The 3,721-nt window shown below is 70.5% G+C and carries 4 protein-coding genes; all 4 read right to left on the bottom strand.

Going from position 1 to position 3,721, the window contains the following annotated elements:
- Positions 1 to 56: 56 nt before the first annotated feature.
- Entirely contained in the window at positions 57 to 233 is a 177-nt protein-coding gene (locus B9G38_RS18385; RefSeq protein WP_198945714.1) for a hypothetical protein, read from the bottom strand.
- On the bottom strand, positions 234 to 1,469 hold the full coding sequence (locus tag B9G38_RS15215) for an ABC transporter substrate-binding protein (RefSeq protein ID WP_086220938.1): 1,236 nt from the start codon (positions 1,467 to 1,469) through the stop codon (positions 234 to 236).
- Positions 1,470 to 1,567: 98 nt separating this feature from the next.
- The gene (locus B9G38_RS15210; RefSeq protein WP_086220937.1) at positions 1,568 to 2,455 is read right to left on the bottom strand and encodes an ABC transporter ATP-binding protein; all 888 of its coding nucleotides are present in this window, start codon (positions 2,453 to 2,455) and stop codon (positions 1,568 to 1,570) included.
- Complete coding sequence (locus B9G38_RS15205; RefSeq protein WP_233127235.1) at positions 2,456 to 3,655, bottom strand: iron ABC transporter permease; 1,200 nt, start codon at positions 3,653 to 3,655, stop codon at positions 2,456 to 2,458.
- Positions 3,656 to 3,721: the final 66 nt, after the last annotated feature.

Below are 3,721 nucleotides of genomic sequence, written 5' to 3'. Positions count from 1 at the left end.
ACCCGAGCGGGCCGAGGCGTCGATCGGGCGCGCCGGAGCGGCCGACGATCCCGCGGTCATCGGCGAACTCGGACCGGCCGCTCCGCGGCGATGAACGGCTCGTCGCGGTCGGTCGCCGCGAACGCGAGGTCGCCGTTCCCGCCGCGCTCGACGCGCCACGTCGGCAGCGCGGGCACGTCGTAGTCGGTCGGGTCGCCGTACGTCGCCGCGACGGTCCACTCGCGGGCGCGCATCTACGGGCCCCCGTTGATGACGTCCGCGACCCGCTCGCGGTCGAACAGTTGCTCGTCCTCCGGGATCTCCGGGTACGGACCCTCCTCGTAGCGGGGCCACGCGCCGAACTCCTCGGGATACAGCTGCTTCGCCGTCATCTCCAGCTGAAAGAGGTTGAGGATCGGTCCCTGATATCGGGCGCCCTGCGGGTGGATGCGGTCGTTTTTCACCGCGGTGACCTCCGAGCCGACCGGGTCCTCCTCGAAGGCGGCCCGCCGGCCGGCCATGTCCGTTCCCGGTTCGAAGCCGCCGAGGTAGAGGATGACGTCGGGGTCGGCCTCGAGTATCGTCTCGAAGTCGACGACCGTGCCGGAGTCGACGCTCCCCTCGAAGGCGTCGCGCGGCCCGAGCGGACGCGTGTGCGACGTGAGGAATCCGGGGTTGCTCAGCGTGTACGCGTAGATCTGCTCGATGTCGGCGGCGGCGACCATGATCGCGGTCGGGCGCTCCGACTCCGGCGGGAGGCCGTCCTCGATAGTCGAGAGGAGTCCGTCTCGGACCTCGGCGAGCGCCTCGTAGCGCTCGCGCTCCCGGAACGCCTCGGCGACGATCTCGAACTGCTCCCACAGACCGTAGTACTGGTAGCCGTCGGCCCACTCGCCCGTCGGCTCCTGACGGCGGTCGGACAGCGAGTTGCCGAACCACGGCGAGACGCGCTCGGCGATCTCGTCGATGTCCTCTCGGCTCCACGCGTCCTGCCGGGTGATCCACGCCGGGTCCGCGAGGTGGAGGTCGCTGTCGAGTTCGTACAGCTTCTCTTTGTCCGGCTGCCACGAGGAGTACAGGCTCGACCAGTCGAGCGAGACGCCCGGGAGCCGCTCGACGAACTGGTTCCAGAGCCCGTCGTAGTAGTCCGGCGCGTGGAGCGCGGTGACGTCGTCTCCCCGCCCCAGCGCGAACGCCATGCCCGCGTGGTGGGTGAGCCGCGTGAACACCGTCTCCGGCGGCGACTCGAACGTCACCTCGCCCGTCGGCGAGATGGACGCCGTGTAGCTCCCGTCGCCGGCGTCGTCCGACTCGTCCGACGATCCGGCCGAGCCGTCGTCGGTCGACCCGGAGCCGTCCGCGTCGCCGGCGGGCGAGTCGGACTCGGTGCCGCCGGTACAACCGGCGAGGAGGCCGCCGAGGGCGACCGCGCCGCCGTACTTCGCGAACGCTCTGCGAGTCGACTCCGGGGATGCTTCGTCGTTGGGCATATTTTTTGGCTAGCCTAAAACAACTTAACCGCTCCGATCTTTAGGCCCACCTAAACTAGTGGGCGGCGACCCGAGGCGCTCCGGGACGACGAGTCGGCTCACTCCTCGTGTCTGGCTCGCAGCGGCGTGACCCGGGGACCGCGGTCGGTGTCGACGACGTCGGCGTCGACGCGGAACACCTCCGAGAGCAGGTCCTCCGTGACGACCTCCTCCGGGGGGCCGCGCGCTCGGATCTCGCCGTCCTTGAGCGCGACCATCCGGTCGGCGAGGCGGGCGGCCTGTTCGATGTCGTGGAGCACGACGACGACGGTGACCTCGCTCTCCGAACGCAGCGTCTCGATTATCTCCATCACCTCCATCTGGTGGTGTAAATCGAGGAACGTCGTCGGCTCGTCGAGCAGGAGCACGTCGGTGTCCTGTGCCAACACCAGCGCGATCCAGGCCAACTGCTTTTGCCCGCCGCTCAGGCTCCCGACCTCGCGGTCCCGGAGGTGGCCACAGCCCGCCAGTTCGATCGCGCGCTCGACCGCGCGGGCGTCCGCCTCCGTCGTCCGCTCGAAGAACCCGCGGTGCGGGTAGCGCCCGTGGTACACCAGGTCCTCGACGGTGATGCTGTCCGGCGACGTGCTCTCCTGTGAGAGCAGCCCGAGCTTCCGGGCGAGCGCCTTCGTCTCCATCGAGTGGACGTCTCGGCCGTCGAGCAGCACGGAGCCGTCCTCCGGCGCGAGCTGGTTCGCGAGCCCCTTCAGGAGGGTGCTCTTCCCCGAGCCGTTCGGACCGACGAGCGCCGTCACCGCGCCGGGTTCGGCCGCGATCGACTCGCCGTCGATCACGGGTTCGGGGGCCGTCGGATAGCCCAGCACGAGGTCCTCGCCGTCGAGGTCGCTCGCGTCGGAGTCCGCGGCGTCGGTTCCGTGCCGTCCCTCGGTCTCGTTCGGGTCGTCCGATTCGTCCCGCTCCGTCGCGTTCGCGCGTTCGATGGACATTCAGAGGTCACCCACGTTCTGTCGTCGCCGCATCAGGTACAGGAAGTACGGCCCGCCGACCAGTCCGGTGACGATCCCCACCGGGATCTGCGAGTCCGCACCGGTCACCACGCTCATGCCGAGCCGCGCCCCCGCGTCGGCGCCGACCATCAGCGCCGGGCCGACGAACAGGCAGCCGACGATCACGCGCTTGTAGTCGCTGCCGACGAGGTTCCGGACCACGTGGGGGACGATGAGCCCGACGAAGCTGACGATGCCCGCCACCGCGATGCTGGCGGCCGCCGCCAGCACGGCGACGCCGGAGAGTCCGAACCGCACTCGCTCGATCGACATCCCCAGCGACTTCGCCGTCTGTTCGCCGAGGAGGAGGAGGTTCAGCTGCCGCGAGCCCGCGAGCGACAGCGTGAGCGCGACGAGCGTCCACGGGAGGGCCATCCGCACCTGCTCCCAGTCGGTCCCCGTCAGCGATCCGGTCGTCCACTGGATCGCCGACTGGACGACGCCGATGTCGTCGGCGAAGAAGAACAGCCCCGTCTGGAGGCTGCTGAAGACGGTGCCGACGATGACGCCAGCGAGGACGAGTCGGACCGGACTCGTCCCGTTCTTCCACGCGATGGCGTACACGATCAGGAACGCGACCGCGCCGCCCAGCGCCGCGATGACCGGGAGGAACGCCGAGAGCCCGCCGAAGACGACGAGCGTGAGGAGGATCATCAGCCCCGCCCCGGAGGAGACGCCGAGGATGAACGGGCTCGCCAGTTCGTTCCGCGTCACCGCCTGGAAGATGGCTCCGGAGACGGCGAGGTTCATCCCGACGATGACGCCGACGAGGACCCGCGGCAGGCGGATGCTCCAGACGACGAGCGTCTCGCGCCCGAGCTCCGGCAGCTCGCCCCGGAACCCCGTGATCGCCCGCATGAGCTCCTCGCCGGCGAGGAAGTTGAGCAGCCACCGCGGGTCGAGCAGCACCGCGGGGTCGAGGACCGCTCGCCACGCCTGCCCCACCGTCATCGAGTACGCCCCGAAGCTCACCTGAACGAGCCCCGCGAGGACGACGAGGGCGAGGCTCCCGGCCGCGACCGCCAGGAGGCGGGGATCGACCAGCCACCCGAGCCGGCCGTCGGCCGCCGCTCGGCCGCCCGCGACCCCACCGCCGATCGTCCGTCCGTCGCCGCCGGCAGTCGGTCCGTAGCGGCTCATCGCGTTCCCTCCTCGATCGGCCCGCAGTCCGGGCCGTACACCGCCCGCTACGCCGCCTCCGCCTCG

This window comes from Halorubrum sp. SD612 (assembly GCF_002135005.1).
This window is presented reverse-complemented; position numbering and strand designations above follow the sequence as displayed.